Raw genomic sequence first — 21,697 nt, 5'->3', positions numbered from 1 at the left:
CATGGCCCCGCTTTGCGTAGCCTTGGTCGCAGGTGAGGCCAGCGGCGATATTCTTGGTTCAGGCTTGATGCGTGCCCTCAAGGCACGCCACCCCGACGTACGTTTCATTGGCGTTGGCGGCCCGTTGATGGAAGCCGAAGGCCTGCAATCATATTTCCCCATGGAGCGCCTGGCGGTCATGGGGCTGGTCGAAGTGCTGGGGCGCCTTCGCGAGCTGCTCAAACGCCGCAAGCTGCTGATCCAGACACTGATCGACGAAAAGCCGGATGTCTTCATCGGCATCGACGCCCCCGACTTCACCCTCAACATTGAACTCAAGCTGCGCCAGGTCGGAATCAAGACCGTGCACTACGTCAGCCCGTCGGTCTGGGCCTGGCGGCAGAAGCGCGTACTGAAGATTCGCGAAGGCTGCGACCTGATGCTGACGCTGCTGCCGTTCGAGGCGCGGTTCTATGAAGAGCAGGGGGTGCCGGTGCGCTTTGTCGGTCACCCGCTGGCCGACACCATTCCGCTTGAAACCGACCGCCCGGCAGCACGTGCTGCGCTGGGCCTGGGTGAGGGGCCGGTGGTTGCACTGATGCCTGGCAGCCGTGGTGGCGAGGTAGGGCGCCTGGGGGCGTTGTTCCTCGACGCCGCCGAGCGCCTGCAGCAGCAAGTGCCAGGCGTGCACTTCGTGCTGCCCTGCGCCAACGCCGCGCGGCGTGCCCAGGTCGAACAGATGCTTGAAGGGCGCCAACTGCCACTGACCCTGCTCGATGGCCAGTCGCACCAGGCCCTGGCGGCCTGTGATGCAGTACTGATCGCCTCGGGCACAGCCACCCTCGAAGCGCTGCTGTACAAGCGGCCAATGGTGGTGGCCTACCGCCTTGCGCCCTTGACCTACTGGATCCTCAAGCGCCTGGTGAAGAGCCCTTACGTGTCCCTGCCAAACCTGCTCGCCCAGCGTGAGCTGGTGCCCGAATTGTTGCAGGACGCCGCCACCAGCGAAGCCTTGGCCAACACCCTTGCGCCGCTGGTGCGCGATGGCAGCCAGCAGACCGAACGTTTCGACGAAATTCACCGCACCCTTCGCCGTGACGCCTCCAACCAGGCGGCCGAGGCGGTACTGGCCTTGCTCAAGGACCGCTGACATGCAAATTGGACTGGACTTCAACCTGGTCGAAGACCTGGTCGCCGGCGTCGACGAAGTGGGCCGCGGGCCACTGTGCGGTGCGGTGGTGACGGCGGCGGTGATCCTTGATCCGGCGCGCCCGATCCTCGGCCTGAACGATTCGAAGAAACTCACCGAAGCCAAGCGCGAGGCGTTGTTCGACGAGATCTGTGAAAAGGCCTTGAGCTTTTGCATCGCCCGCGCCGAGGTCGACGAAATCGACCGCCTGAACATCCTGCAGGCCACGATGCTGGCCATGCAGCGTGCGGTGGAGGGCCTGCACATTACGCCGAAGCTGGCCCTGATCGATGGCAACCGCTGCCCGAAGCTGGCCGTGCCGGCGTCGCCGGTGATCAAAGGCGATAGCCAGGTGCCGGCTATTGCAGCTGCCTCGATCCTGGCCAAGGTAACCCGTGACCGTGAGATGAGCGCGTTCGAGCTGATCTACCCAGGGTATGGCATGGGTGGGCACAAAGGTTACCCGACCCCGGTGCACCTTGAAGCGCTCGCGCGCCTGGGGCCTACGCCCATCCATCGGCGTTCCTTTGCCCCGGTGCGTGCGGCCTGGGAAGCACGCGATGGCGTTACCGATTCCCTTATCTGACCTGCCAGGGCCCTTCGCGGCCCTTTCGCTCTTGTAGGAGCAGCCTTGTGCTGCGAAAGCGCCAGTCAGGTAAATGAAGTTGCTGTGCCTGTACTGGCCCTTTCGCAGCACCAGGCTGCTCCTACAGGGAGGGTGCAAGCAGCCCCAAATCTCTTCCCCATTTAAGCTACAATCCCGCCCTTGTCGTTAAGCACTGCTACAGGATCTTCCATGTCGGTTCCCTTCGTTCACCTGCGCGTCCACTCCGAATTCTCGCTGGTAGACGGCCTGGTGCGGATCAAGCCGCTGGCCAAGGCGCTGGCCGGGATGAACATGCCGGCGGTGGCGATCACCGACCAGAGCAACATGTGCTCGCTGGTGAAGTTCTACAAGACTGCCATGGGTGCGGGCATCAAGCCGATCTGTGGTGCCGACCTGTGGCTGGCCGGTGCCGATCCGGAGGCGCCGCTGTCGCGCATCTGCTTCCTGGCCATGGACGCCAAGGGCTATCGCAACCTCACCGAGCTGATCTCGCGCGGCTGGACCGATGGCCAGCGTAACGGGTTGGTCATCCTCCAGCGTGAATGGATCGCCCCCGCCAGCGAGGGCCTGATTGCCCTGTCAGCGGGCAAGGAGGGCGATATCGGCATGGCCTTGTTGTCCGGCCGGGATGAAGAAGCCCAGGCCCTGCTGCAAGACTGGATGGGCATGTTCCCCGAGCGCTTCTACGTTGAAGTGCAGCGCACCAACCGCGCCCGCGATGAAGAATACGTGCACGCGGCGGTGGCCCTGGCCGACAAGCTTGGCGCCCCGCTGGTGGCCACCAACGACGTGCGTTTCATCAAGCAGGCGGACTTCGACGCCCACGAAACCCGCGTTTGCATTGGCGAGGGCTGGACCCTTGACGACCCGCGCCGCCCGCGTGGCTACAGTGACCAGCAGTACCTGAAGTCGTCCGAGGAAATGGCCGAGCTGTTCAGCGACCTGCCCGACGCCATCGCCAACACCGTCGAGATTGCCAAGCGCTGCAACATCCAGGTGCAGCTGGGCAAGCACTTCCTGCCCGACTTCCCCACGCCGAACGGCATGGGCATCGACGACTACCTGCGGCTTGTGTCCCACGAAGGCCTGGAAGAGCGCCTGGCGGTGTTGTGGCCGAAAGACACCACACCCAATTACGAAGAGAAGCGCCAGGTCTACCTGGACCGCCTGAAGTTCGAGCTGGATATCATCATCCAGATGGGCTTCCCCGGTTACTTCCTGATCGTGATGGACTTCATCAAGTGGGCCAAAAACAACGGCGTGCCGGTCGGACCTGGCCGTGGTTCGGGTGCGGGCTCGCTGGTGGCCTACGTGCTGAAGATTACCGACCTCGACCCGCTGGCCTACGACTTGCTGTTCGAGCGCTTCCTCAACCCTGAACGGGTTTCCATGCCCGACTTCGACGTCGACTTCTGCATGGATGGCCGGGATCGGGTGATCGAATACGTGGCCGATGCCTACGGGCGCAATGCGGTCAGCCAGATCATCACCTTTGGTACCATGGCCGCCAAGGCGGTAGTGCGAGACGTGGCGCGGGTGCAGGGCAAGTCCTACGGGCTGGCCGACCGCCTGTCGAAGATGATCCCGTTCGAAGTGGGCATGACCCTGGAGAAGGCCTACGAGCAGGAAGAAATCCTGCGCGACTTCCTCAAGGGCGACGAGGATGCCCGCGAAATCTGGGACATGGCGCTGAAGCTGGAAGGCGTCACCCGGGGTACCGGCAAGCACGCCGGTGGTGTGGTTATCGCGCCGACCAAGCTCACCGATTTTTCGCCGATCGCCTGTGACGAAGAGGGCGGCGGCCTGGTAACCCAGTTCGACAAGGACGACGTCGAGGCCGCCGGCCTGGTCAAGTTCGACTTCCTCGGCCTGCGGACCCTGACCATCATCAAGTGGGCGATGGAGATCATCAACCGCGAGCAGGCCAAGAAAAACCTGCCAGATCTCAACATCGACTTCATCCCGCTGGATGACCGCAAGACTTACGAGCTGCTGCAAAAAGCCGAAACCACTGCGGTGTTCCAGCTTGAATCCCGTGGCATGAAGGAGCTGATCAAGAAGCTCAAGCCCGACTGCCTCGAAGACCTTATCGCACTGGTAGCGCTGTTCCGCCCGGGCCCGCTGCAGTCGGGCATGGTGGACGACTTCATCAACCGCAAGCACGGCCGGGCCGAGCTGGCCTACCCGCACCCCGATTACCAGTATGACGGCCTGCAGCCGGTGCTGGCGCCTACCTATGGCATCATCCTGTACCAGGAACAGGTGATGCAGATCGCCCAGGTGATGGCAGGCTACACCCTCGGTGGTGCAGACATGCTGCGCCGTGCCATGGGTAAGAAAAAACCCGAGGAAATGGCCAAGCAGCGTGGTGGCTTCATCGAAGGTTGCGCCAACAACGGCATCGATGCCGACCTGGCCGGTAACATCTTTGACCTGGTGGAAAAGTTTGCGGGTTATGGCTTCAACAAATCCCACTCCGCCGCCTATGGCCTGGTGTCCTACCAGACCGCCTGGCTGAAAACCCACTTCCCGGCGCCGTTCATGGCTGCCGTGCTGTCGGCGGACATGCACAACACCGACAAGGTGGTGGTGCTGGTCGAGGAGGTGCGCAGCATGAAGCTGCGCCTCGACGCGCCGGATGTGAATTTCTCCGACTTCAAGTTCACCGTCAACAACGATGGCCGTATCGTCTATGGCCTGGGCGCCATCAAGGGTGTCGGCGAAGGCCCGGTGGAAGCGATCGTGGAGGCGCGTGCCCAGGGCGGGCCGTTCAAGGACCTGTTCGACTTCTGTGAGCGCATCGATCTCAAGCGGGTCAACAAGCGCACCCTGGATGCGCTGGTGCGCAGTGGCGCACTGGACCGTCTTGGCCCGCACTTCCATGATGAGATCAAGGCCTACCAGGCCAACATCGACATCAACCGTGCAACCTTGCTCTCGGCACTGGGTGAGGCCATCAAGGCTGCAGAGCAGGCGGCTCACACCGCTGACAGCGGCCATGTCGACCTGTTCGGCAGCATGTTCGACGAGGTGGAAGTCGACGTCTATGCCAACCACCGCAAGGTGCGCGAGCTGACCCTCAAGGAGCGCCTGAAGGGCGAGAAGGACACCCTTGGCCTGTACCTCACCGGTCACCCGATCGATGAGTACGAGGCCGAGATCCGCCGCTTCGCCCGCCAGCGCATCATCGACCTCAAGCCGTCGCGCGAAACCCAGACTATCGCCGGCATGATCATTGCCCTGCGGGTAATGAAGAACAAGAAGGGCGACAAGATGGGCTTCGTCACCCTGGATGACCGCTCCGGGCGCATCGAGGCTTCGCTGTTCGCCGATTCTTTCATGGCGGCACAGTCCTTGCTGCAGGCCGATGCGATGGTGGTCGTCGAAGGCGAGGTCAGCAACGACGACTTCTCCGGCGGCCTGCGCCTGCGGGTGAAGCAGGTGATGACCATGGAAGACGCGCGCACCAAGCTGGCCGAGAGCCTGCGCCTGAAGGTGGCACACGAGGCGCTCAAGGGCGACCGGTTGAAGTGGCTGGGCGAACTGATCACCCGCCATCGCGGTGCTTGCCCGATCACCCTGGAGTACACCGGCAGCGACGCCAAGGCCATGCTGCAGTTCGGTGAGCAGTGGTCGATCGACCCGGCCGATGGGCTGATTCAGGCGCTGCGTGACCAGTTCGGGCGTGAGAACGTCTTCCTGCAATATCGTTGAATCGACTAAAAATTTAATCTCGACCTGAATGCGCCTGATCCCTTAAGGTAGGGCGCCAAACGGATCAACCGGCCGGCCGCCTGGCCGTAGACCCAAGACGGATGACTATGAACCCGAATTTTCTCGATTTCGAACAGCCGATTGCCGACCTGCAAGCCAAGATCGAAGGCCTGCGCCTGGTAGGTAACGACAACTCGCTGAACATCAGCGATGAAATTGCCCGTCTGCAAGACAAGAGCAACACACTGACCGAAAGCATCTTCGGCAACCTGACCAGCTGGCAGATCGCCCGCCTGGCACGTCACCCGCGTCGTCCTTACACACTGGACTACCTGGAGCACATCTTCACCGAGTTCGAAGAGCTGCACGGTGACCGCCACTTCTCCGACGACGCCGCCATCGTCGGTGGTACCGCGCGCCTGGATGGCAAGCCGGTCATGGTCATCGGCCACCAGAAGGGCCGTGAAGTGCGCGAGAAGGTACGCCGCAATTTCGGTATGCCGCGCCCTGAAGGCTACCGCAAGGCTTGCCGCCTGATGGAAATGGCCGAGCGCTTCAAGATGCCGATCCTGACCTTCATCGACACCCCGGGTGCCTACCCGGGTATCGATGCCGAAGAGCGCAACCAGAGCGAGGCAATCGCCTGGAACCTGCGCGTGATGGCGCGCCTGAAAACCCCGATCATTGCTACCGTGATCGGTGAGGGTGGTTCTGGCGGTGCACTGGCCATCGGCGTGTGCGACCAGCTGAACATGCTGCAATACTCCACCTACTCGGTGATCTCGCCGGAAGGCTGCGCGTCGATCCTGTGGAAGACTGCCGACAAGGCGGCCGATGCCGCTGAGGCCATGGGCATCACTGCCGAGCGCCTGAAGAGCCTGAACATCGTCGACAAGGTCATCCAGGAACCGTTGGGCGGCGCCCATCGTGACCCGGTGAAAGTGTCGGAAAGCATCCGTGCTGACCTGATCGAACAGCTGGACATGCTCGGCAAGTTCGATAACGACGCGCTGCTGGCTCGCCGTTACGAGCGCCTGATGAGCTACGGCCTCTGACATACCACCGGGGCCGCTCTGCGGCCCATTCGCCCGGCAAGCCAGGCTCCCACCAGGCTCACTGTGGGAGCCTGGCTTGCCGGCGAAAGGGGGGGCAAAGCACCCCCGGCAATCTCAAGCCATGTGAGGCCCTCATGATCAACCTCACCCCCTGGCTGCAAGCCCCCACCTGGTGCATAGCCTTCTCCGGCGGCCTCGACTCCACCGTGCTCCTGCACCTGCTGGCCACTCACGCCCGCAACCACGCTTCCCCCCCGCTGCGTGCCATCCATATCCACCACGGCCTGCAAGCCGCGGCCGACGCCTGGCCTGCCCACTGCCAAGCCATCTGCGACAACCTTGGCATCGAACTTCAGGTCATTCACGTCCAGGTCACTCCCGGCGCCAGCCTCGAGCAGGGGGCCCGCGACGCTCGCTATGCCGCTTTCAAACAGTCCCTCGGCCCTGGCGACATTCTGTTCACCGGGCAGCACCGCGATGACCAGGCCGAAACCCTGTTGTTCCGCCTGTTGCGCGGCGCCGGGTTGCGTGGCCTGGCGGCGATGCCCGGGCAGCGGGCGCTAGGGCAGGGCACCCTGGTCAGGCCGTTGCTGGGTTGTTCACGCCAGCAACTGCATGACTATGCCAAGGCGAACGGGCTTGCCTGGATTGAAGACCCGTCGAACGCCGACACACAATTTGCCCGCAACTACCTGCGCGGCGAAGTGTTCCCGCAGTTGCAACAACGTTGGCCACAGGCCAGCCAGAATCTCGCGCGCGCCGCAGAGCACCTAGGTGAAGCCCTAGGCCTGCTGGATGAACTGGCCCGGGGCGACCTGGCGACTGCGCAGGAGGGGTCGTCCGTCGCCTGGTCGGGCCTGGACTCCCTTGACCTGGGCACGCTCATGGCGCTGTCGCCAGCCCGTCAGCGCAATGCCTTGCAATACTGGCTGAGCCGGCGCACCCGTTTGCCCGACACCCGGCATTGGGCCGGCTGGGCAGACCTGCGCGATGCTGCCGCCGATGCCCGGCCGGTCTGGCGGCTTGCCGATGGGCTGCTGCTGCGTAGCGATGGCCGAATCTGGTGGCTGAGCGGCGACTGGCTGCAACAGCCTGTCGGAGAAATGGCCTGGCCGAATTCAACGTTGCCCCTGGTACTGCCAGGTAACGGCAGGGTGCGTCTTGATGTCGCCGTGCCAATGGCTGGTCTGCGCATTGCCTACCGGCAGGGCGGCGAAATGCTGGAGGTTCCCGGCCGCGGCCGGCGCGATCTCAAGCGTCTGCTCAATGAGCAGCGGGTACCGTATTTCCTGCGTCCGCGCCTGCCGTTGCTGTACCAGGGCGAGCGCCTGCTGGCGGTGGCCAGCCTGCCCGGGCTGGTGCAGGCGGATTGCCAGCTGCATTGGCAGTTGCCGACGAGCGCGCAAGGTTTGAGATGAAGGGTACATTCCGGTAGACTACCCTCCCTTCTTGATACAACTTCTGTGGCTTCCGCGAAAACACAGGGGTTGCCGGTTACCAAGCAGTTTTTTGCTGGGCTGATTCTGAAAATGACGAGCGAGCTCCATGCCGGGGATACCCCTGGTCTGTACAGACGCGACAGTTTTTCGAGATGCACTGTGACTGACGCAGGTGATCGGGGGCTTCGGCCTTCCTTCGCTTTCTCCGGCGGCGCTGGCCGCCTTAACGCAGACTTCTAGGGTTTTTCATGACGCGCTACATATTCGTCACGGGCGGTGTTGTTTCTTCATTGGGGAAAGGCATTGCCTCGGCTTCCCTGGCGGCCATCCTGGAAGCGCGGGGCCTGAAGGTCACCATGCTCAAGCTGGATCCGTACATCAACGTCGATCCGGGCACCATGAGCCCGTTCCAGCACGGTGAAGTGTTCGTCACCCACGATGGCGCCGAGACTGACCTCGACCTGGGCCACTACGAGCGGTTCATCCGCACCACCATGACCCAGAACAACAACTTCACCACTGGTCGCATTTACGAGCATGTGCTGCGTAAAGAGCGTCGTGGTGACTACCTGGGCGCGACCATCCAGGTCATCCCGCACATCACCGACGAGATCAAGCGTCGCATCATCAAGGGCGCCGGCGATGCCGACGTGGCCCTGGTGGAAATCGGCGGTACCGTGGGTGACATCGAGTCGCAGCCGTTCCTCGAGGCCATTCGCCAGCTGCGCGTCGAAGTGGGCTCCAAGCGCGCCATGCTGATGCACCTGACCCTGGTCCCGTACATCGCCACCGCTGGCGAAACCAAGACCAAGCCGACCCAGCACTCGGTCAAGGAGCTGCGCTCCATCGGCCTGCAGCCTGACGTGCTGATCTGCCGCTCCGACCACCCGGTCGATGCTTCGTCGCGTCGCAAGATCGCGCTGTTCACCAACGTTGAAGAGCGTGCGGTGATTTCGCTGGAAGACGTCGACACCATCTACAAGATCCCGGGCGTGCTGCACGCACAGGGCCTGGACGACTTCGTCGTCGAGCGTTTCGGCCTGCAGTGCAATGGCGCCGACCTGTCCGAGTGGGACAAGGTGGTCGATGCCAAGCTCAACCCTGAGCACGAAGTGACCATCGCCATGGTCGGCAAGTACATGGAGCTGCTGGATGCGTACAAGTCGCTGATCGAAGCGATGAGCCACGCCGGCATCACCAACCGCACCAAGGTCAACCTGCGCTACATCGACTCGGAAGACATCGAGAACCAGGGCACCAGCCTGCTCGAAGGCGCCGACGCCATTCTGGTGCCGGGCGGTTTCGGCCTGCGCGGCGTGGAAGGCAAGATCACCGCGGTGCAATACGCCCGTGAGAACAAGGTACCGTACCTGGGCATCTGCCTGGGCATGCAGGTGGCCGTGATCGAGTTCGCCCGTAACGTGATGGGCTGGAAAGACGCCAACTCCACCGAGTTCGACCGCAACAGCGGCCACCCGGTCGTCGGCCTGATCACCGAGTGGGCTGATGCCACCGGTGCCGTCGAGACCCGTACCGAGGCTTCCGACCTGGGCGGCACCATGCGCCTGGGCGCACAGGACTGCCAGCTGGCTGCCGGTTCCAAGGTGCACGACTGCTACAACAAGGACGTGATCACCGAGCGTCACCGTCACCGCTACGAAGTGAACAACAACCTGCTGCCGCAACTGGTCGACGCCGGCCTGGTGGTTTCCGGCCGTTCCGAAGACGGCGCGCTGGTGGAAGTGGTCGAGTCCAAGGACCACCCATGGTTCGTCGCCTGCCAGTTCCACCCGGAATTCACCTCCACCCCGCGTGACGGCCACCCGCTGTTCAGTGGTTTCGTCAAGGCAGCCCTGGCTCAGAAGAACAAGGCCTGATCAATGACCCAGAAGATCATTCGCGTCGGTAACATCGAGATCGCCAACGACAAGCCGTTCGTCCTGTTCGGCGGCATGAACGTCCTGGAGTCCCGTGACCTGGCAATGAAGGTCTGCGAAGAGTACGTGCGGGTGACCGAGAAGCTCGGTATCCCGTACGTGTTCAAGGCCAGCTTCGACAAGGCCAACCGTTCGTCGGTGACGTCCTACCGTGGTCCGGGCATGGAAGAAGGGCTGAAGATCTTCGAAGAGATCAAACGCACCTTCAACGTGCCGGTGATCACCGACGTGCACGAGCCTTACCAGGCCGAGCCCGTCGCCAAGGTGTGCGACATCATCCAGCTGCCGGCCTTCCTGTCGCGGCAGACCGACCTGGTGGTGGCCATGGCCAAGACCGGCGCGGTGATCAACATCAAGAAGGCCCAGTTCCTCGCACCCCAGGAAATGAAACACATCCTGGCCAAGTGCGCTGAGGCCGGTAACGACCAGTTGATCCTCTGCGAGCGTGGTTCGAGCTTCGGCTACAACAACCTTGTAGTGGACATGCTCGGCTTCGGCATCATGAAGCAGTTCGAGTACCCGGTGTTCTTCGACGTGACCCACGCCCTGCAGATGCCGGGTGGTCGCAGCGATTCCGCCGGTGGCCGCCGCGCCCAGGTCACCGACCTGGCCAAGGCCGGTATGAGCCAGGGCCTGGCCGGCCTGTTCCTCGAAGCCCACCCCGACCCGGACAACGCCAAATGCGATGGCCCATGCGCCCTGCGCCTGGACAAACTGGAGCCATTCCTGGCCCAGCTCAAGCAACTGGACGACCTGGTGAAAAGTTTTCCGACGGTAGAAACCGCGTAAAGCTCATTTCTCGGGTAAAGTACCGCCCGATCCACCCCTGACCAATCGGTCAGGGGCTCCCTTCACCCGGCCTGCCCACTGCAAAGTCCGCCTGGTGAACGGCAAGAATTTCTTAAGCTAGGTTGTTTTCGTCAATTCTGGAGTGCTTACAACAATGGCAAAAATCGTCGACATCAAAGGTCGTGAAGTTCTCGATTCGCGTGGCAACCCCACCGTGGAAGCCGATGTACTGCTCGACAACGGCATCATCGGCAGCGCTTGCGCGCCGTCCGGTGCTTCCACCGGCTCGCGCGAAGCGCTGGAGCTGCGTGATGGCGACAAGAGCCGTTACCTGGGCAAGGGCGTGCTGAAAGCCGTCGGCAACATCAACGGCCCGATCCGTGAGCTGCTGCTGGGCAAGGACCCTTCCGACCAGAAGGCCCTGGACCGCGCCATGATCGAACTGGACGGTACCGAGAACAAGGCCAAGCTGGGCGCCAACGCCATCCTGGCTGTTTCCCTGGCTGCCGCCAAGGCCGCTGCCCAGGACCAGGACCTGCCGCTGTACGCGCACATCGCCAACCTGAACGGCACCCCGGGCCAGTACTCGATGCCGGTTCCGATGATGAACATCATCAACGGTGGCGAGCACGCCGACAACAACGTCGACATCCAGGAGTTCATGGTTCAGCCGGTTGGCGCCAAGACCTTCTCCGACGGCCTGCGCATGGGTACCGAAATCTTCCACCACCTCAAAGCCGTGCTGAAGGCCCGTGGCCTGAACACCGCCGTGGGTGACGAAGGTGGTTTCGCGCCTAACCTGGCTTCCAACGAAGACGCCCTGGCTGCCATCGCCGAAGCGGTCGAAAAAGCCGGCTACAAGCTGGGCACCGATGTGACCCTGGCACTGGACTGCGCGGCTTCCGAATTCTACGAAGACGGCAAGTACAACCTGTCCGGCGAAGGCAAGTCGTTCGACGCCGAAGGCTTCGCCGAGTACCTGAAAGGCCTGACCGAGCGCTTCCCGATCATCTCGATCGAAGACGGCCTGGACGAGTCCGACTGGGCTGGCTGGAAGATCCTCACCGACAAGATCGGCGAGAAGGTACAGCTGGTTGGCGACGACCTGTTCGTGACCAACACCAAGATCCTCAAGGAAGGCATCGAGAAGGGCATCGGTAACTCGATCCTGATCAAGTTCAACCAGATCGGCTCGCTGACCGAAACCCTGGAAGCCATCCAGATGGCCAAGGCTGCCGGCTACACCGCGGTGATCTCGCACCGCTCCGGTGAAACCGAAGACTCGACCATTGCCGACCTGGCCGTAGGTACTGCTGCCGGCCAGATCAAGACCGGTTCGCTGTGCCGTTCCGACCGCGTTTCCAAGTACAACCAACTGCTGCGCATCGAAGAGCAACTGGGTGCCAAAGCGGTTTACCGTGGTCGTGCCGAGTTTCGCGGCTAAGCAAGAGATGGTAAAAAGACAGCAGCCGGAGCTGTAGGACGTTCGTACTGAACGTTACTACGTTCCAACGGGTTTCTGTCTACGAAGCCTGGCCTCGGCCAGGCTTCGTGCTATTTGAGACCCCGAAATGCATAGTGTGCGGCGGTCTTTTTAACCTGGATACCTAGATGCGCAGTCCTTATTGGTTGTTCCTCGTCCTGCTCCTGCTGCTGGGTGGCCTGCAGTACCGCCTGTGGGTGGGTAATGGCAGCCTGGCGCAAGTGACCGAGCTGAAGCAGCAGATTGCCGAGCAGCATGCCGAAAACGAGCGGCTGCTGGAGCGTAACCGTGTGCTCGATGCCGAAGTGCTGGAGCTGAAAAAAGGCATGGAGACCGTTGAAGAGCGGGCTCGCCACGAATTGGGAATGGTCAAAGAGGGCGAAACCCTCTTCCAGTTGCCACAGAAATGATCGATACCTTGCCGGCCTTCTGGGCCGTGATTCCTGCTGCGGGCGTTGGTGCCCGCATGGCTGCCGACCGCCCCAAGCAATACCTGGAGCTGGCCGGGCAGACCCTCCTCGAGCACAGCCTCGACTGTTTTCTTGGCCATCCGGGGCTTAACGGCGTGGTGGTCAGCATTGCTGAAGATGACCCGTTCTGGCCCACCCTGCGTTGCGCCAGCGACTCGCGCATCCAGCGCGCAGCGGGCGGGCGTGAGCGCGCCGATTCGGTGCTTAATGCGTTGCTGTTGCTGCATGCCCAAGGGGCCTCGGACAGCGACTGGGTGCTGGTGCACGATGCCGCGCGGCCGAACCTTGCGCGCAGCGACCTGGACAAGTTGTTGTCGGAACTGGCAAACGACCCGGTGGGTGGCCTGCTGGCCGTGCCGGCCCGCGACACCCTCAAGCGTGCCGACAGTAATGGGCGGGTGAGCGCCACCGTGGACCGCAGCACTATCTGGCAGGCTTACACCCCGCAGATGTTCCGCCTTGGGGCGTTGCACCGGGCGCTGGCCGAGTGCCTGGTGTCGGACGTGGTGGTGACCGATGAGGCCTCTGCCATCGAATGGTCCGGCCAGGCGCCGCGGCTGGTGGAAGGGCGCAGTGACAACATCAAGGTCACCCGCCCCGAAGACCTGGAATGGTTGCGCCAGCGCTGGGCGGGCAGGCGCTGAACGTCGCTCTTCTGTACCGGCCTCTTCGCGGGTTCACCCGCGAAGGGGCCGGTACAGCAAATGTATCCCTTCAGCCAAGCTTATATTCCGGCAACCCCGCCAACCCTTCCTTCAGGTAATCCACCAGCCGCCGCACCTTCGGCGACAGGTGCCGCTGCTGCGGATACAGCGCCCACACTGCCGTATTTGGCGGCTGGTGCGCCTCCAGCAAGGACACCAGCGCACCACTGTTCAGGTGCTCCAGCACGTAGTAATCCGGCAACTGGCACAACCCTATCCCTTGCAGCGCCGCGTCCAGCACTGCCTGGCCACTGTTGCAGCGCCAGTTGCCCTGTATCCGCTGGCTGATCTCGCGGCCGTCCTGTTGCAGTGCCCACAAGTCCGAACTGCCCACCAGGCAGTTGTGCCGCGCAAGTTCCGACAGGCTGTGCGGCCGGCCATAACGTTCCAGGTAGGCCGGCGAGGCGCACAGGTACATGCGCCGCGGCGCCAGGCGCGTGGCCACCAGCCGGGAATCGGCCAGGCGGCCCAGGCGGATGGCCAGGTCCATGCCCTCATGCAGCAAGTCGAGGGTGTGGTTGCTCAGTTCCACATCCACCCGCAACTGCGGGTATAGCGCCATGAACCGTGTTACCAGCGGCACGATGAAGCGCTCGCCGTAGGCGACCGCGCAGGTCATGCGCAGCAACCCTTTGGGTTCGCTGGCCAGGTCACCCATGGCGCGCAGGGCTTCCTCGCGGCCATCCTGCAGGCGCTGGCAATGCTGCAGAAAAGTCTGCCCGGCCTCGCTCAGGGTGACCCGGCGGGTGCTGCGGTACAGCAGGCGCGTCTGCAGGCGCTCCTCCAGCCGCGCGATCTGGCGGCTGATGTGAGACGACGAAACCCCCAGGCGTTCGGCTGCTGCCGTGAACTGGCCCGATTCCGCCACGGCGACGAATTCGTCGATGCCTTCCCATCGGCTGCTCATGGATTGTCCCTGTGTGGCAATAATGTTTTGTCTTTGGCCGGATTATTCATCAAAAGGCGGTGAATTACACTGTTAGTCTGAATCGACCCTCTGTCTGGAGACCTTTGATGATCAAGTCCCGTGCTGCCGTAGCCTTCGAAGCCAAGAAACCCCTGGAAATCGTCGAAGTCGACGTGGCCATGCCCAAGGCCGGTGAAGTGCTGCTGCGTGTGGTCGCCAGTGGTGTCTGCCACACCGATGCCTACACCCTGTCCGGTGCCGACCCGGAAGGCATCTTCCCGTCGATCCTCGGCCATGAAGGCGGCGCGATCGTCGAAGCGGTAGGCGAGGGCGTGACCTCGGTGGCCGTGGGCGACCATGTGATCCCGCTGTACACCCCGGAATGCGGCAAGTGCAAGTTCTGCCTCTCGGGCAAGACCAACCTGTGCCAGGCCATCCGCGCTACCCAGGGCAAGGGCCTGATGCCGGACGGCACCACGCGCTTCTCGTACAAGGGCCAGCAGCTGTTCCACTACATGGGCACCTCGACCTTCTCCGAGTACACCGTGCTGCCGGAAATCTCCGTGGCCAAGATCCAGAAAGAAGCGCCCCTGGAAAAGGTCTGCCTGCTGGGCTGTGGCGTCACCACCGGTATCGGCGCGGTGCTCAACACCGCCAAGGTCAAACCCGGTGACACCGTGGCCATCTTCGGCCTGGGCGGCATCGGCCTGTCGGCAGTGATCGGTGCGGTCAAGGCCAAGGCCTCGCGCATCATTGCCGTCGACATCAACCCGGCCAAGTTCGAGATCGCCCGCCAACTGGGTGCCACCGACTGCATCAACCCGAAAGAATACGACCGCCCGATCCAGGAAGTGATCGTCGACCTCACCGACGGCGGCGTGGACTTCTCCTTCGAGTGCATTGGTAACGTGCAACTGATGCGCGCTGCCCTGGAATGCTGCCACAAGGGCTGGGGCGAGTCGGTCATCATCGGCGTGGCCGGTGCCGGGCAGGAAATCGCCACCCGTCCGTTCCAGCTGGTCACCGGCCGCGTCTGGCGTGGTTCGGCGTTTGGCGGCGTGCGTGGCCGCAGCGAGCTGCCAAGCTACGTGGAAATGTCTGAAAAAGGCGAGATTCCGCTGGATACCTTCATCACCCATACCATGGGCCTGGAGGACATCAACAAAGCCTTTGACCTGATGCATGAAGGCAAGAGCATCCGCAGCGTGATCCACTTCTGAGAGGCGTGCCATGAGCCTGGATAACATCTCCTGCCAGAAGAGCTTCGGCGGCTGGCACAAGCGTTACCGGCATCACTCCAAGGTGCTGGGCTGCGACATGGTGTTTGCCGTGTACCTGCCACCGCAGGCCGAGCAGGGCGAGAAGCTGCCGGTGCTGTACTGGCTTAGCGGCCTCACCTGCACCGACGAGAACTTCATGCAGAAGGCCGGCGCCCAGCGCATGGCTGCGGAGCTTGGGCTGATCATCGTGGCCCCCGACACCAGCCCGCGTGGCGAGCAGGTGCCGGGTGACCCGGACGGCGCCTGGGACTTCGGCCTGGGGGCCGGCTTCTACCTCAACGCCACCCAGCAACCCTGGGCCCAGCACTACCGCATGCACGATTATGTGGTGGAGGAGTTGCCGGCGCTGATCGAGGCGCACTTCCCGGCGTCGGGCGAGCGCAGCATCAGCGGCCACTCCATGGGTGGGCACGGCGCGCTGGTGTGCGCCTTGCGCAACCCGGGGCGCTACCGCTCGGTGTCGGCGTTCTCGCCGATCAGCAACCCGATGGACTGCCCGTGGGGCGAGAAGGCCTTCAGCCGCTACCTGGGTGAAGACCGGGCGCGCTGGCGCGAGTGGGATGCCAGCGTACTGCTGGCCGAAACCCCTGCTGGCCAATGCCCGCCGTTGCTGGTCGATCAGGGCGACCGTGACGACTTCCTTGAAAAGCAGCTCAAGCCCGAAGCGCTGGAGCAGGCTGCACGTAAAGGGGGGCATGAAATGACCCTGCGGTTGCAGCCGGGCTACGACCATAGCTACTACTTCATTGCCAGCTTCATCGAGGATCACCTGCGCCATCATGCGGTGGCACTGGGGCGGGTTTAACGCTTCGAAGGCTGAGTTGTTTTCTTCGCGGGCACGCCCGCTCCCACAGGCTTGCGGCTCCTGTGGGAGCGGGCGTGCCCGCGAAGGGCTGCACAGCAGCCCCAATCCCACAAATCCCCTGCAAAGCAGGTAGAATCACGCCCTGACTCATTCAGGGCGTTTTTCTATGCGTATTGGCCATGGCTACGATGTGCACCGTTTCTGCGACGGTGATTTCATTACCCTGGGCGGGGTGCGTATCCCCCACAAATACGGCCTGCTGGCCCATTCCGACGGCGACGTGCTGCTGCACGCCCTGAGCGATGCCCTGCTGGGCGCCGCAGCGCTGGGCGATATCGGCAAGCACTTCCCCGACACCGACCCACAATTCAAGGGTGCCGACAGCCGCGTGCTGCTGCGCCATGTAGTCGGCATCGTCAAGGCCAAGGGCTGGAAGGTCGGCAATGTCGACGCCACCATCGTCGCCCAGGCGCCGAAGATGGCCCCGCACATCGAGACCATGCGCCAACTCATCGCCGAAGACCTGCAGGTCGAACTCGACCAGGTCAACGTCAAGGCCACCACCACTGAAAAGCTGGGCTTCACCGGCCGTGAGGAGGGGATTGCCGTGCATTCGGTCGCCCTGCTGCTGCCGGCATGACCGAACTGGAACTGCTGGGCCCGCGCGCATCGGGCGAACCCTTGGGCACTGCTGTCCTCAAGGCGGTGGCTGAAGACTTCCAGGTCGATGAAGTGCTGGACATTCCGCTGTCCGGCCAAGGCGAGCACCTGTGGCTGTGGGTCGAAAAGCGTGACCTGAACACCGAAGAGGCTGCCCGCCGCCTGGCGCGCGCCGCAGGCGTGCCGGTGCGTTCGATCAGCTACGCCGGGCTCAAGGACCGTCAGGCCCTGACCCGGCAGTGGTTCAGCCTGCACCTGCCGGGCAAGGCCGACCCGGACCTGTCGCGCGCTGAAGATGCCAGCCTGCGCGTGCTCAAGCAGGTGCGCCACCAGCGCAAGCTGCAGCGTGGCGCGCATTCGGCCAACGGCTTCACCCTGCGCCTGACGGCCCTCGCTGCCGACCACCAGGCTGTGGATGCACGCCTGGCACAGCTCAAGCAGCACGGTGTGCCCAACTATTTCGGCACCCAGCGCTTCGGTCACGGCGGGGGCAACGTCCATGACGCCCTCGACTGGGCCGCGCGCGAGGCATTGCCCGAGCAGCGCAACGTGCGTTCGCGGCTGCTTTCGGCCGGGCGCAGCTACCTGTTCAACCAGGTGCTGGCGGCACGTGTCGCCGAAGGTAGCTGGGCGCAGGCCCAGGTCGGCGACCTGCTGGCGTTCACCGATAGCCGTAGCTTCTTCCCGGCTGGTGAGGCGGAATGCGCCGACCCACGCCTGGCGATTCTCGACCTGCACCCGACCGGCCCGATGTGGGGCGAGGGCGACTCGCCAGCAGGCGCCACCACCGCGCAGCTGGAAAATGCCGTCGGCGCACGGCAGCCGGCACTTTGCCAGTGGTTGGCCCAGGCGGGCATGGATCACGAACGGCGTATTTTGCGGCTCCCTATTGGCGGCCTGACATGGCATTATCCCGAGCCTGATATCCTGCAACTGGAATTCGTCCTGCCGGCCGGATGCTTCGCCACCGTAGTGGTGCGCGAAGTCTTGGATCTGGTGTCGGCAGGGCAGACGGACAGCCCATGCGTATTCTGATTTCGAACGACGACGGTGTTACCGCACCCGGCCTCGCCGCGCTGCACGCTGCGCTGGCGGATTATGCCGAGTGCGCGGTGATCGCCCCGGATCAAGACAAGAGCGGCGCCAGCAGTTCACTGACGCTGGACCGGCCACTGCACCCGCAGACCCTGGCCAACGGCTTCATCAGCCTCAACGGCACACCGACCGACTGTGTGCACCTGGGGCTCAATGGGCTGTTGCCGCAGGTGCCGGACATGGTCGTGTCGGGGATCAACCTCGGTGCCAACCTGGGTGATGACGTGTTGTACTCCGGTACGGTCGCCGCTGCGTTGGAAGGCCGTTTCCTGGGCACCACATCACTGGCGTTTTCGCTGTTGTCGCGTCAGCCGGACAACCTGCCGACGGCGGCCTACATCGCCCGTCGCCTGGTCGAGGCACAGTCGCGTCTGGTGCTGCCGCCACGCACCGTCCTCAACGTCAATATCCCCAACCTGCCGCTGGAGCACATCCGTGGCATCCAGCTCACCCGCCTCGGTCACCGGGCGCGGGCGGCGGCACCGACCAAGGTGGTCAACCCGCGCGGCAAGGAAGGCTACTGGATCGCCGTGGCCGGTGATGCCGAAGATGGCGGCCCTGGCACCGACTTCCATGCGGTGATGCAAGGCTTCGTCTCGATCACGCCGCTGCAGCTCGACCGTACCTTCAATGATGCCTTCGAGCAGCTCGACGGTTGGCTGGAGGGCGTGCTCTGATGCGCGAGGACGATATGCTGCGGCGTGGCATCGGCATGACCTCCCAGCGTACCCGGGAGCGTCTGATCCAGCGCCTGTGCGAAGAGGGTGTGTCGAACACCAAGGTGCTCGACGTGATCCGGCGTACCCCGCGTCATCTGTTCGTCGACGAGGCACTTGCGCATCGTGCATACGAAGACACCGCGTTGCCGATCGGCCACAACCAGACCATCTCGCAGCCCTTCATGGTTGCCCACATGAGCGAGCTTCTGCTCGAAGCCGGTCCGTTGGACAAAGTGCTGGAGATCGGCACTGGCTCGGGTTACCAGACGGCGATCCTTGCCCAGCTGGTGGAGCGGGTATTCTCGGTCGAGCGTATCAAGGTGCTGCAGGACCGGGCCAAAGAGCGCCTGGTGGAGCTGAACCTGCGCAATGTGGTATTCCGCTGGGGCGATGGTTGCGAAGGCTGGCCGGCGCTGGCGCCGTACAACGGCATTATCGTCACGGCAGTGGCGCCGGAAGTGCCGCAGGCACTGCTTGACCAACTGGCACCTGGTGGCCGCATGGTGATCCCGGTGGGGCCGGCCGGCGAAACCCAGCAACTGATGCTGATCGTGCGCGAGGAGCATGGATTCTCCCGCCGAGTGCTGGGGGCAGTGCGCTTCGTACCGCTGCTCAATGGCCCGCTGGCCTGAGCACTGCGTCGAGTCGGGCGCTGGCGGTGTGAGCTGCGCGGTATTTTTGCGCCGGCGGCGAATTCTTGCAGCTTCGCCCTGTCTATCTGGCGGAGCGAAGCGCTAGCACGCAGCGCGCACCGTGGCTTTGCTACAGCTTTTTGCATCAGCCTGCCATTACCGGCCGGCTTGGTTATAATTGCAACAATATTGCATTTCTTGTCTTCATATCGTATTTCGGCACCATGAGGGGAGCGCGGGTGGGTCACACAGTCATTCGGCAGCGCAAGGATGGGTCGGGTTTCAAGCTTCTGGTGATTGCACTGGCCATGGGCACGCTACTGGTGGGTTGTTCGAGCACCAGTAACACCAGCGCGCGGGTGGTCGACCGCAACAACAGCGTGCCCAAGCGCCCGGCGGTAACGTCCGGGCAGTACGTCGTCAAGCCGGGTGACACGCTGTTCTCCATCGCCTTCCGCTATGGCTGGGACTACAAGGAGCTGGCTGCGCGTAACGGTATCCCGGCGCCTTATACCATCCGCCCGGGCCAGGCGATTCGTTTCAGCAGTGGTTCGAGCAGCAGTACCACGGTGGTGACCAACCCGTCCTCGTCGAGCCGCACCACGGTCACGCGGCGGCCTGTGGGCAGCACTGCCACGGTGCCTGCCAGCACCGGCAAACCGGCCACGCCGACACCCTCCACCAGCTCGCCAGTGGTTGCCACCGTGCCCGCTGCGGAGCGCGCGGTAGGCGGCTGGACCTGGCCTGCCAACGGCGTGCTGATTGGAAAATTTGCTTCAAACGGTAGTTTGAATAAAGGCATTGATATCGCCGGTGATTTGGGACAGCCTGTTTTTGCTGCGTCTGATGGTGCGGTGGTTTACGCCGGGAGTGGTTTGAGGGGCTACGGCGAGCTGATCATCATCAAACACAGCGATACCTACGTCAGTGCCTACGGTCATAACCGCAGGCTGTTGGTTCGGGAGGGGCAGCAGGTCAAGGCAGGGCAGTCGATTGCTGAAATGGGGTCTACGGGCACAGATCGGGTGAAGCTGCATTTTGAGATTCGCCGCCAGGGCAAACCCGTCGATCCACTCCAGTTCCTGCCACGCCGTTGATCGTTGTACCCGGCCTGTTCCTGTGATGTAGAGGGGACAGGCTCCAGCGCTGCCAGGGATCAAGGTGCCGCTCGAGTCTGAGTTCGAACTCAGCAAAGGACTATAACAATGGCTCTCAGTAAAGAAGTGCCGGAGTTTGACATCGACGATGACGTCCTCCTGATGGAGACGGGCATCGTTTTGGAAACGGATGTGGTGTCAGACGAACCTGCTGTATCTTCGGTTCGGACGAGGGCCAAGTCGGGCTCTTCGCTCAAGCAGCACAAGTACATCGATTACACCCGGGCGCTAGATGCCACCCAGTTGTATCTCAACGAGATCGGCTTCTCGCCGCTGCTTTCGCCTGAAGAAGAAGTGCACTTTGCGCGCCTGTCGCAGAAGGGCGACCCCGCTGGCCGCAAGCGCATGATCGAAAGCAACCTGCGCCTGGTTGTAAAAATTGCCCGTCGTTACGTGAACCGCGGCCTGTCGCTGCTCGACCTGATCGAGGAGGGCAACCTGGGGTTGATCCGTGCGGTCGAGAAGTTCGACCCGGAGCGTGGTTTCCGTTTCTCGACCTATGCGACCTGGTGGATTCGCCAGACCATCGAACGGGCGATCATGAACCAGACCCGCACCATCCGCCTCCCCATCCACGTGGTCAAGGAACTGAACGTCTACTTGCGCGCCGCACGCGAGCTGACCCAGAAACTCGACCACGAACCCTCCCCGGAAGAAATCGCCACGCTGCTGGAGAAACCGGTCGCCGAGGTCAAGCGCATGCTGGGCCTGAACGAGCGGGTGTCTTCCGTGGACGTGTCGCTTGGCCCGGACTCGGACAAGACCCTGCTCGACACCTTGACCGACGACCGCCCCACCGACCCGTGCGAACTGCTGCAGGATGACGACCTGTCGCAGAGCATCGACCAGTGGCTGGGCGAGCTGACTGACAAACAGCGGGAAGTGGTAGTGCGTCGCTTTGGCCTGCGTGGGCATGAGAGCAGCACCCTGGAGGACGTAGGCCTGGAGATTGGCTTGACCCGGGAACGGGTACGGCAGATCCAGGTCGAGGGGCTCAAGCGCTTGCGAGAGATCCTTGAGAAGAACGGCCTGTCCAGCGAGTCGCTGTTCCAGTAGCGAAGGCCTGTCACACAAAA

The 21,697-nt window shown here is 63.0% G+C and carries 19 protein-coding genes; 18 read left to right on the top strand and 1 reads right to left on the bottom strand.

All coding sequences use genetic code 11. From position 1 onward, the window contains the following. The first annotated feature begins 1 nt into the window (after position 1). From lpxB to ispD, 10 genes are all read left to right on the top strand, one after another. The gene (gene lpxB, locus PP4_RS20980) at positions 2 to 1,129 is read left to right on the top strand and encodes a lipid-A-disaccharide synthase (RefSeq protein WP_041167850.1); all 1,128 of its coding nucleotides are present in this window, start codon (positions 2 to 4) and stop codon (positions 1,127 to 1,129) included. Between the two features lies 1 nt (position 1,130). Next, a complete protein-coding gene (gene rnhB, locus PP4_RS20975) occupies positions 1,131 to 1,754 on the top strand; it encodes a ribonuclease HII (protein ID WP_016501157.1) in 624 nt (207 codons plus the stop codon). A gap of 210 nt (positions 1,755 to 1,964) precedes the next feature. After that, complete coding sequence (dnaE, locus tag PP4_RS20970) at positions 1,965 to 5,489, top strand: DNA polymerase III subunit alpha (protein WP_016501156.1); 3,525 nt, start codon at positions 1,965 to 1,967, stop codon at positions 5,487 to 5,489. Between the two features lie 107 nt (positions 5,490 to 5,596). Next, positions 5,597 to 6,544 carry an acetyl-CoA carboxylase carboxyl transferase subunit alpha gene (gene accA / locus PP4_RS20965; protein ID WP_016501155.1) on the top strand — a complete coding sequence of 316 codons (948 nt, stop codon included), beginning with the start codon at positions 5,597 to 5,599 and terminating at the stop codon, positions 6,542 to 6,544. Between the two features lie 134 nt (positions 6,545 to 6,678). Then, positions 6,679 to 7,962, top strand: a complete 1,284-nt coding sequence (tilS, locus tag PP4_RS20960) for a tRNA lysidine(34) synthetase TilS (protein WP_016501154.1) — start codon at positions 6,679 to 6,681, stop codon at positions 7,960 to 7,962. A gap of 269 nt (positions 7,963 to 8,231) precedes the next feature. After that, the gene (locus PP4_RS20955) at positions 8,232 to 9,860 is read left to right on the top strand and encodes a CTP synthase (RefSeq protein ID WP_016501153.1); all 1,629 of its coding nucleotides are present in this window, start codon (positions 8,232 to 8,234) and stop codon (positions 9,858 to 9,860) included. Positions 9,861 to 9,863: 3 nt separating this feature from the next. Next, positions 9,864 to 10,709, top strand: coding sequence for a 3-deoxy-8-phosphooctulonate synthase (gene kdsA, locus PP4_RS20950; RefSeq protein WP_016501152.1), 846 nt, complete (start codon positions 9,864 to 9,866; stop codon positions 10,707 to 10,709). 154 nt (positions 10,710 to 10,863) lie between these two features. Further along, the gene (gene eno, locus PP4_RS20945; protein ID WP_016501151.1) at positions 10,864 to 12,153 is read left to right on the top strand and encodes a phosphopyruvate hydratase; all 1,290 of its coding nucleotides are present in this window, start codon (positions 10,864 to 10,866) and stop codon (positions 12,151 to 12,153) included. 167 nt (positions 12,154 to 12,320) lie between these two features. Next, positions 12,321 to 12,602: a cell division protein FtsB gene (gene ftsB / locus PP4_RS20940; RefSeq protein WP_004375443.1), complete on the top strand. Its 282-nt coding sequence runs from the start codon at positions 12,321 to 12,323 to the stop codon at positions 12,600 to 12,602. Next, positions 12,599 to 13,306, top strand: coding sequence for a 2-C-methyl-D-erythritol 4-phosphate cytidylyltransferase (gene ispD / locus PP4_RS20935; RefSeq protein WP_016501150.1), 708 nt, complete (start codon positions 12,599 to 12,601; stop codon positions 13,304 to 13,306). The genes ftsB and ispD overlap by 4 nt, the downstream gene beginning before the upstream one ends. Before the next feature lie 70 nt (positions 13,307 to 13,376). Here ispD and PP4_RS20930 read toward each other — a convergent pair whose 3' ends face one another. Then, positions 13,377 to 14,273 (bottom strand): LysR substrate-binding domain-containing protein, encoded by an 897-nt coding sequence (locus tag PP4_RS20930; RefSeq protein WP_016501149.1) that lies wholly within the window; start codon positions 14,271 to 14,273, stop codon positions 13,377 to 13,379. A gap of 107 nt (positions 14,274 to 14,380) precedes the next feature. Here PP4_RS20930 and PP4_RS20925 point away from each other — a divergent pair, with 107 nt between their 5' ends. From PP4_RS20925 to rpoS, 8 genes are all read left to right on the top strand, one after another. Next, positions 14,381 to 15,493, top strand: coding sequence for an S-(hydroxymethyl)glutathione dehydrogenase/class III alcohol dehydrogenase (locus PP4_RS20925; RefSeq protein WP_016501148.1), 1,113 nt, complete (start codon positions 14,381 to 14,383; stop codon positions 15,491 to 15,493). A 10-nt stretch (positions 15,494 to 15,503) separates the two neighbouring features. After that, positions 15,504 to 16,358 carry an S-formylglutathione hydrolase gene (fghA, locus tag PP4_RS20920; RefSeq protein ID WP_016501147.1) on the top strand — a complete coding sequence of 285 codons (855 nt, stop codon included), beginning with the start codon at positions 15,504 to 15,506 and terminating at the stop codon, positions 16,356 to 16,358. A 166-nt stretch (positions 16,359 to 16,524) separates the two neighbouring features. Beyond that, entirely contained in the window at positions 16,525 to 16,998 is a 474-nt protein-coding gene (gene ispF / locus PP4_RS20915; RefSeq protein ID WP_016501146.1) for a 2-C-methyl-D-erythritol 2,4-cyclodiphosphate synthase, read from the top strand. Continuing rightward, positions 16,995 to 18,053 carry a tRNA pseudouridine(13) synthase TruD gene (gene truD, locus PP4_RS20910; RefSeq protein ID WP_016501145.1) on the top strand — a complete coding sequence of 353 codons (1,059 nt, stop codon included), beginning with the start codon at positions 16,995 to 16,997 and terminating at the stop codon, positions 18,051 to 18,053. Before ispF ends, truD begins: the two co-directional genes overlap by 4 nt. Continuing rightward, entirely contained in the window at positions 18,041 to 18,790 is a 750-nt protein-coding gene (surE, locus tag PP4_RS20905; RefSeq protein WP_016501144.1) for a 5'/3'-nucleotidase SurE, read from the top strand. Before truD ends, surE begins: the two co-directional genes overlap by 13 nt. Positions 18,791 to 18,825: 35 nt before the next feature. Continuing rightward, positions 18,826 to 19,464 carry a protein-L-isoaspartate(D-aspartate) O-methyltransferase gene (locus tag PP4_RS20900; protein WP_015269209.1) on the top strand — a complete coding sequence of 213 codons (639 nt, stop codon included), beginning with the start codon at positions 18,826 to 18,828 and terminating at the stop codon, positions 19,462 to 19,464. Between the two features lie 239 nt (positions 19,465 to 19,703). Then, the gene (locus PP4_RS20895) at positions 19,704 to 20,561 is read left to right on the top strand and encodes a peptidoglycan DD-metalloendopeptidase family protein (RefSeq protein WP_016501143.1); all 858 of its coding nucleotides are present in this window, start codon (positions 19,704 to 19,706) and stop codon (positions 20,559 to 20,561) included. Between the two features lie 108 nt (positions 20,562 to 20,669). Beyond that, complete coding sequence (rpoS, locus tag PP4_RS20890) at positions 20,670 to 21,677, top strand: RNA polymerase sigma factor RpoS (protein ID WP_009686059.1); 1,008 nt, start codon at positions 20,670 to 20,672, stop codon at positions 21,675 to 21,677. Positions 21,678 to 21,697 lie beyond the last annotated feature (20 nt).

It is taken from the genome of Pseudomonas putida NBRC 14164, assembly GCF_000412675.1.
Taxonomy (GTDB): domain Bacteria; phylum Pseudomonadota; class Gammaproteobacteria; order Pseudomonadales; family Pseudomonadaceae; genus Aquipseudomonas; species Aquipseudomonas putida.
The sequence above is the reverse complement of the archived record's forward strand: the minus strand, read 5'-3'. Positions and strand labels throughout refer to the sequence as shown.

Bases quoted from the DNA above. Each gene is read 5' to 3' on its own strand.
- ftsB (WP_004375443.1), top strand. From the start codon at position 12,321: ATGCGCAGTCCTTATTGGTTGTTCCTCGTCCTGCTCCTGCTGCTGGGT.
- lpxB (WP_041167850.1), top strand. From the start codon at position 2: ATGGCCCCGCTTTGCGTAGCCTTGGTCGCAGGTGAGGCCAGCGGCGAT.
- ispD (WP_016501150.1), top strand. From the start codon at position 12,599: ATGATCGATACCTTGCCGGCCTTCTGGGCCGTGATTCCTGCTGCGGGC.
- ispF (WP_016501146.1), top strand. From the start codon at position 16,525: ATGCGTATTGGCCATGGCTACGATGTGCACCGTTTCTGCGACGGTGAT.
- rpoS (WP_009686059.1), top strand. From the start codon at position 20,670: ATGGCTCTCAGTAAAGAAGTGCCGGAGTTTGACATCGACGATGACGTC.
- accA (WP_016501155.1), top strand. From the start codon at position 5,597: ATGAACCCGAATTTTCTCGATTTCGAACAGCCGATTGCCGACCTGCAA.
- PP4_RS20930 (WP_016501149.1), bottom strand. From the start codon at position 14,273: ATGAGCAGCCGATGGGAAGGCATCGACGAATTCGTCGCCGTGGCGGAA.
- truD (WP_016501145.1), top strand. From the start codon at position 16,995: ATGACCGAACTGGAACTGCTGGGCCCGCGCGCATCGGGCGAACCCTTG.
- eno (WP_016501151.1), top strand. From the start codon at position 10,864: ATGGCAAAAATCGTCGACATCAAAGGTCGTGAAGTTCTCGATTCGCGT.
- tilS (WP_016501154.1), top strand. From the start codon at position 6,679: ATGATCAACCTCACCCCCTGGCTGCAAGCCCCCACCTGGTGCATAGCC.
- dnaE (WP_016501156.1), top strand. From the start codon at position 1,965: ATGTCGGTTCCCTTCGTTCACCTGCGCGTCCACTCCGAATTCTCGCTG.
- fghA (WP_016501147.1), top strand. From the start codon at position 15,504: ATGAGCCTGGATAACATCTCCTGCCAGAAGAGCTTCGGCGGCTGGCAC.
- rnhB (WP_016501157.1), top strand. From the start codon at position 1,131: ATGCAAATTGGACTGGACTTCAACCTGGTCGAAGACCTGGTCGCCGGC.
- surE (WP_016501144.1), top strand. From the start codon at position 18,041: ATGCGTATTCTGATTTCGAACGACGACGGTGTTACCGCACCCGGCCTC.
- PP4_RS20925 (WP_016501148.1), top strand. From the start codon at position 14,381: ATGATCAAGTCCCGTGCTGCCGTAGCCTTCGAAGCCAAGAAACCCCTG.
- PP4_RS20900 (WP_015269209.1), top strand. From the start codon at position 18,826: ATGACCTCCCAGCGTACCCGGGAGCGTCTGATCCAGCGCCTGTGCGAA.
- kdsA (WP_016501152.1), top strand. From the start codon at position 9,864: ATGACCCAGAAGATCATTCGCGTCGGTAACATCGAGATCGCCAACGAC.
- PP4_RS20955 (WP_016501153.1), top strand. From the start codon at position 8,232: ATGACGCGCTACATATTCGTCACGGGCGGTGTTGTTTCTTCATTGGGG.